The sequence below is a fragment of the Pseudoflavonifractor phocaeensis genome (genome assembly GCF_016901735.1).
Lineage (GTDB): Bacteria > Bacillota > Clostridia > Oscillospirales > Oscillospiraceae > Pseudoflavonifractor_A.
On the sequence record NZ_JACLZC010000098.1, the window covers coordinates 1 to 6,846 of the forward strand.

Consider the following 6,846-nt stretch of genomic DNA (forward strand, 5'->3'; position numbering starts at 1 on the left):
ATCTTTCTTGTGGGCACCGCCGCCCTCGGCGGGGGAGTGCGATCCCCTCCCGTCTTGTAGGGGCGACCCTTGTGGTCGCCCGCATCCATGCAGGCATTTTGACGTTTCCCGCAACACGTTCCACTTTTTCGACAGACTGCCACGCCCTCGCCGGAGGGCGTGGTTTATCATGGACAAAATTCCAACGGTACAGGGAGGAAAAAGAGCCGCATAAAAAGGGGAGGCACCCCATCCCGGCCAAGGGAAGGGTGTCTCCCATTTTTCTTAGGGCTTGCGCTTGAGATACATACCGACGCCCATGCCCAGCACGGCGCCGATGGTCATGCCGCCCCCCAGATCGTCAAAGGCCAGCTTGCCGATGAGAGCGCCCAGGCAAAGGCCGATGGCCAGGCCCAGGGACCAGTGGCTGCCCGCCGCCTTTTTTTCGGCGGGCGGCTCCGGCTCTCCGGCGGCCTTCCGGTGCGCGGCGGCCAGCTCGTCGATCTCGGCCTGGCTCAGGCCGGCGGTCAGCGCCTCCACCTCCGCGTCGGTGAGGGGGCGGTCCGTCTCCTCACCGCGGACCTGATCTCTGTCATTGTTCTCCATATGCGTACCTCCTGCTGTGGTTGTGCCACGGTGGTTTAACGATAACATGTGGGAGTTGCCTTGTCAACTTTGCGTCTCTCTCTTGTAACGGAGGAAAAAGGTTGTTATAATAAACTTTATTCAGTTTGAACGGAAGGGGGTGAGCCAGGTGAAATATCAGGAATGGAGCTGTACGGCGGGACATCCCGCCGCCCGGGCGGCGCTGGAGGCGGCGGGGATTCCCGCTCTGGCCGCGCTGGTGCTGTCCGGCCGGGGCGTCACCACCCCGGAGGAAGCCAGATCTTTCCTGGCCAGCGGTCCGGAGCTCCTCCATGAGCCCATGGACCTGGCGGATATGGACAAGGCCGTGGCCCGTATCCGGCGGGCGCTGGACGGCGGGGAGACCATCGCCGTCTATGGCGACTACGACGTGGACGGCATTACCGCCACCTGCCTGCTCACCCATTACCTCCAGTCGGAGGGGGGACGGATCATCCCCTATATCCCCGACCGGCTGGAGGAGGGCTACGGCCTCAACCGGGAGGCGGTGGAAGCCCTCCACAGCCAGGGGGTGGGGCTTATCGTTACGGTGGACTGCGGGATCACCGCCGTGGCCGAGGCCCAGCTGGCCGCGTCTCTGGGGGTGGATGTGGTCATCACCGACCACCACGAGTGCAAGGAGGTGCTGCCCCGGGCGCTGGCGGTGGTGGACCCCCGGCGGGGCGACTGCCCCTATCCCTTCAAGCATCTGGCGGGGGTGGGGGTGGCCCTGAAGCTGGTGCTGGCCCTGGGCGGACCGGACCGGCGGGAAGCGCTGCTGGAGCGCTACTGCGATCTGGCGGCCATCGGCACCGTGGCCGACGTGATGCACCTCACCGGGGAGAACCGGGCCATCGTCCGGCTGGGACTGGCGGCGCTGCGCCGCACCAAACGGCCCGGCCTGGCCGCCCTGCTGCGGGAGGCGGGGCTGGGAGAACGGCCCCTCACCTCCACCGCCATCGGATACACCCTGGCCCCCCGCATCAACGCCGCCGGGCGGATGGGCTGCGCCCAGGTGGCCGCAGAGCTGCTCCTCACCGGGGACAGCGCCCGGGGCGAGGAGCTGGCCAAGCTCCTGTGTGAGCGCAACCGGGAGCGGCAGGCCATCGAGGCCGAGATCTTTGCCCAGAGCGTGGCCCTGGTGGACGCTACCCCGCCCCAGGAACGGCAGGCCCTGGTACTGGCCGGCCTCGGCTGGCATCAGGGGGTAGTGGGCATCGTGGCCTCCCGGCTGGCGGAAAAATACGCCTGTCCCACCTTTATGATCTGCCTCCAGGACGGCCATGGAAAGGGTTCCTGCCGCTCCTTCGGCGGCTTCAACCTCTTTACCGCCCTGGAAGCCTGCCAGGATCTGCTGGAGGGCTTCGGCGGACACGCCCTGGCCGCCGGCTTTACCATCGACGCCGACAAGATCCCGGAATTCCGCGCCCGCCTCAACCAGCAGGTCCGCAGCCAGACCGGCGGCACCGATATGGTGGCAACCCTGACGGTGGACGCCGAAATCACCGAGACGGAGCTGCTCAATCTGGAACAGGTGGAGGCCCTGGACCTGCTGGAGCCCTACGGCGCCGGCAACCCCAGGCCGGTGTTCAGCCTCACCGGATGCACGGTGGTGACCCTGGCCGAGGTGGGGGGCGGACGGCACCTGAAGCTGCGCCTCAACTGCGGCGGACGGCAGTTTGACGCCATCTTTTTCGGCGTCACCGCCGCCGAAAGCGGTCTTACCGCCGGCGACCGGGTGGAGGTGGCCTTTTCGCCCCAGATCAACGAATACCGGGGCTGGCGGTCGGTCCAGCTCCAGATCACCGACCTGCGCCCCGCCCTCACCAGAGGACAGCGGGAGCGGGCCATTTATGAAAAATTCCGGCGGGGGGAGGACCTGACCCCCAAGGAGGCGGCCCTTCTGCTGCCCAGCCGGGAGGAGTTTGTCCTCCTCTGGCGCTATCTCAAAGGGAGGGCCGGGCCCGGCGTGGTGGAGGAGAGCCCCCGCCGTCTGACCCGCAACCTCTCCCGGGACTGGGGCCACCACGCCCCCTTCCCCCGCGCCATGATCTGCCTGGAGGTGTTCGACGAGCGGGGCCTCATCCGGCTGGAATGCCGGCCGGACGCCCTGCACATCGTCTTTAACGCCGTACAGGGCAAGGTGGATCTCAATGAAAGTCAAATCCTCCGCCGCCTGCGCCAAATGATGGGGTCCTGAGGCGGACGGATCAGAAAGCGGTGATGTCATGGACCCGATTTTGGAACGCTATCAGGCATTGGAAGACAAGGTGAAGGCCTATAATCCCGGCGTGGATACCAAACGGCTCTACGACGCCTTCGCCTACGCGGACAACGCCCACTCGGGGCAGCTGCGCAAAGACGGCTCCCCTTATATCACACATCCCCTGGCCGTGGCGGAGATTGCCGCCGAACTGGAGCTGGACACCGACTCCATCATCGCGGCCCTCCTCCACGATACCATCGAGGACACCGACACCACCTACGACGACATCGCCAAGCTCTTTGGCAAGACCGTGGCCGAGCTGGTGGACGGCGTCACCAAGCTGACCCGGGTGCAGTATGTCTCCAAGGAAGAGGAGCAGATGGAGAACCTGCGCAAGATGCTCATGGCCATGGCCAAGGACATCCGGGTCATTCTGGTCAAGATCTGCGACCGGCTGCACAATATGCGCACCATGAACTACCAGACCCCCAAAAAGCAGCGGGAAAAGGCCCTGGAGACCATGGAGATTTACGCGCCCCTGGCCCATCGTCTGGGCATGCAGCGGGTCAAATGGGAGCTGGAGGACACCTCCCTCAAATATCTGGACCCGGTGGGCTATAAGGAGATCTCCGACGAGCTGGAGGCCCGTACCGCCGCCCACGAGGAGTTCATGTCCGCCATCCGCAAGCGCATCGAGGACCGGCTGGCCGAGGAGAACACCCACGCCACCGTCTACGGCCGGGTCAAGCACGTTTATTCCATTTACCGGAAGATGTACGCCCAGAACAAGACTTTGGACGAGATTTTTGACCTCTATGCCTTCCGGGTCATCGTGGACGATATTTCCGACTGCTATAACGTGCTGGGCGTGATCCACGACCTCTTCAAGCCGGTGCTGGGCCGCTTTAAGGACTACATCGGCACCCCCAAGCCCAACGGCTATCAGTCCCTCCACACCACCGTCATCGGCCGGGAGGGCCTTCCCTTTGAGGTACAGATCCGTACCTGGGAGATGCACCACACCGCCGAATACGGCATCGCCGCCCACTGGAAGTACAAACAGGGCATGGCCAACCAGAAGCTGGGCACCGAGGAGGCCTTCGAGTGGGTGCGCAAGCTGCTGGAGGCCCAGCAGGATACCGATGCCGAGGAGTTTTTGCGCTCCATGCGGGTGGACCTCTTTGCCGACGAGGTGTTCGTCTTTACCCCCCGGGGCGACATCATCAACCTGCCCGCCGGGGCCACCCCCATCGACTTCGCCTACTCCATCCACTCCGCCGTGGGCAACCACATGATGGGCGCCAAGGTCAACGGACGCATGGTACCCTTTGACACCCAGCTCACCAACGGCGACATTGTGGAGGTCATCACCTCCAAAGCGGCCCACGGCCCCAGCCGGGACTGGATGAAGCTGTGCAAATCCAACGAGGCCCGCAACAAGATCCGGCAGTGGTTCAAGAAGGAACGCCGGGAGGAGAACATCGCCACCGGCCGGGCCGCGTTCGAGTCGGAGCTCAAGCATGTGGGCCTCTCCCTGGCCGCCATCACCGCCGAGGATATTCTGCCCTTTGTGCTCAAAAAGGTGCGCTTCGGCACCCTGGACGAGCTGTACGCCGCCATCGGTTACGGCGGTATGTCCGCCCAGAAAGCGGTGGTGCGCATCCAGGACGAGCTGCGGCGCATTGAGCGGGAGCGGGAGAGCAGGCTCAAGATCGCCAGCGCCATGCCCGCCGGCGCCGAGGCCATCATCCCCGCCCAGTCCCGCAACGAGCCCGCCCCCAAGGAGCCGGTGCGCCACTCCGAGTCGGGCATCGTGGTGGAAGGGGTGGACAACTGCCTCATCAAATTCGCCAAGTGCTGCACCCCGGTGCCCGGCGACCCGGTGGTGGGCTTCATTACCCGGGGCTTCGGCGTGTCGGTCCACCGGGCCGACTGCCCCAACGCCGATCCCGCCCGCCGCAAGCCGGAGGAGGAGGGCCGGTGGATCAAGGTCTCCTGGCTGGAGGGAGAGCAGGGCACCTACGCCACCTCCCTGAACATCTCCGCCAAGGACCGGGACGCCCTCACCCTGGACATCGCCACCATCCTGTCGGCCAACAAGGTCAAGGTCACCAACCTCCAGGCCCGCTCCCTCCCCGACGGCTTTGCCGCCGTGTTCATCGTGATGGAGGTCAAGGACCAGGAACAGCTGACCGCCGTCATCAACAAGCTCAGCCAGGTCCAGGGGGTCTACCAGGTCAAGCGGACCGCCGGTTGACGGCAAAATAACCCCGCCCCGCCGGGGCGGAAAGCAAGGAAGCGAGTATATGGAAAACCGTTTTGTCCCCCTGCTGCTGGGGGCGGACATCAATGTATACAGCATGGCCCGGGCCTTTCACGAGGCCTACGGCGTCAAGACCGTGGCCTACGGCATGTTCCCCTCGGGACCCTGCCAGGGGAGCGATATCATCGACTACCGGGTGTGCCCCAACAACGACGCCCCCGACGTGGTGCTTGCCAACGTGAAGAAGGTGGCCCGGGAATTTGCCGACCGGAAGGTCATCGTCCTGGGCTGCGGCGACAACTACCTCACCTCCATCGCCTGCAACCTCCCCGCCTTCCCCGAAAACGTCGTCGCCCCCTACGTCTCCCTGGAGCAGATGGAGGGCCTCATCCACAAGGAGCGCTTTTACGAGCTGTGCGACCGGTACGGCATCGACCACCCGGCGACTTATGTCTACCACAAGGGGGAGGGGCACGCTTTTAAGCTGCCCTTCTCCGGCCCCTATGTGGTCAAGCCGGCGGAGAGCGCCACCTACTGGGACCACCCCTTCCCCACCCAGAAAAAGGCCTACGTCCTCAACACCCGGGAGGAGGTGGACGCCGTCATCGACGAGATCTACCAAAACGGCTATGAGGACTCCCTCATCATCCAGGACTTTATCCCCGGGGACGACAGCTTCATGCGGGTGGTGACCAACTACTCCGACCGGAGCGGCAAGGTGCGCCTCATGTGCCTGGGCCATGTGCTCCTGGAGGAGCACACCCGCCACGGCATCGGCAACCACGCCGTCATCATCACCGAGCACGAGCCGGAGCTGTGCGAAAAGCTGCGGGCCTTTTTAGAGGACATCCAATTCACCGGCTTTTCCAATTTTGACGTGAAGTACGACCGGCGGGACGGCAAGTACAAGGTTTTTGAGATCAACTGCCGTCAGGGCCGGAGCAATTACTATGTCACCGGCGCGGGCCACAACCTGGCCAAGTATCTGGTGGAGGACCGGATCGAGGGGAAGCCCGGCAGCCTGACGGTCACCAAGAACCGCCACCTCTGGCGGGTGGTGCCCAAGGGGGTGGCCTTCCGCTACATCCCCGAGCAGTACCACGACGAGATGCGGGCCCTCATGAAGGCCGGCGCGGCGGTCAACCCCCTTTACTACAAGGCCGACCGCAATCTGGTCCACAAGCTGCGCATTCTGAAGGACCAGTGGCGCTACTACCAGCGCTACGCCAGCTCCACCCCCAAGCCCTGCTGAAAGAGGAAAGCGTGGGGCGGGAACGGAGGAGAAGATTTGACCGTTTTTTCCATCTTTCCGCTCCGCCTTGACACTCTGAAAGAAACATGATAGAATTACAGCCAATTTGATGGATAGAGGCGCGGAAACGCAAGAGTAGCCGGCGACCATGGGGCAGAGCAGCCCGCCGGCCAAAGGGCTTTCCGCCGAAGGACCGGCCTTTTGCCTGAAAGCCGGGAACCTGGGCCGTGGGAAAATATTTCACGGACTGCCACACCCGTCCCCGTGTGGAGCGCTATCGCCGACCAAACCCTCAAAAATTCGGCTTTGAGCCGGATTTATGTGCAGTCGTCGCCATGGCGTTCCGTTTGACGGGATGCCATGGTTTTCTTTTTTGGCTTTGCCAGTGAGGAAATAGAATGATTTTTTAGGAGGAACCTTTTGATGAAAAAGCTGCTTTCCCTTGCCCTGGCCGCCGCGCTGGGCCTGACCCTGACCGCCTGCTCCAGCGGCACCGCCACCGTCCCCAACACGTCCACCGCC

The 6,846-nt window shown here is 63.9% G+C and carries 4 protein-coding genes and 1 riboswitch; of the genes, 3 read left to right on the top strand and 1 reads right to left on the bottom strand.

The genetic code is table 11. The features are described from left to right. Positions 1–264: 264 nt before the first annotated feature. Positions 265–585, bottom strand: coding sequence for a glycine zipper domain-containing protein (locus H7U37_RS14015; RefSeq protein WP_204876664.1), 321 nt, complete (start codon positions 583–585; stop codon positions 265–267). Between the two features lie 148 nt (positions 586–733). Here H7U37_RS14015 and recJ point away from each other — a divergent pair, with 148 nt between their 5' ends. Genes recJ through H7U37_RS14030 form a run of 3 tightly spaced genes read left to right on the top strand, consistent with a single transcriptional unit; the run spans position 734 to position 6,324 of the window. Next, on the top strand, positions 734–2,803 hold the full coding sequence (gene recJ / locus H7U37_RS14020) for a single-stranded-DNA-specific exonuclease RecJ (RefSeq protein WP_204876665.1): 2,070 nt from the start codon (positions 734–736) through the stop codon (positions 2,801–2,803). A gap of 28 nt (positions 2,804–2,831) precedes the next feature. After that, the gene (locus H7U37_RS14025; RefSeq protein WP_204876666.1) at positions 2,832–5,066 is read left to right on the top strand and encodes a RelA/SpoT family protein; all 2,235 of its coding nucleotides are present in this window, start codon (positions 2,832–2,834) and stop codon (positions 5,064–5,066) included. 49 nt (positions 5,067–5,115) lie between these two features. Beyond that, positions 5,116–6,324, top strand: a complete 1,209-nt coding sequence (locus H7U37_RS14030; protein WP_204876667.1) for a carboxylate--amine ligase — start codon at positions 5,116–5,118, stop codon at positions 6,322–6,324. Between the two features lie 106 nt (positions 6,325–6,430). Next, positions 6,431–6,609: riboswitch (Lysine riboswitch) on the top strand. The last annotated feature ends 237 nt before the right edge of the window (positions 6,610–6,846 follow it).

Excerpts from the sequence above, each read along its gene's own strand:
- H7U37_RS14030 (WP_204876667.1), top strand. The coding sequence starts at position 5,116 with ATGGAAAACCGTTTTGTCCCCCTGCTGCTGGGGGCGGACATCAATGTA.
- H7U37_RS14025 (WP_204876666.1), top strand. The coding sequence starts at position 2,832 with ATGGACCCGATTTTGGAACGCTATCAGGCATTGGAAGACAAGGTGAAG.
- H7U37_RS14015 (WP_204876664.1), bottom strand. The coding sequence starts at position 585 with ATGGAGAACAATGACAGAGATCAGGTCCGCGGTGAGGAGACGGACCGC.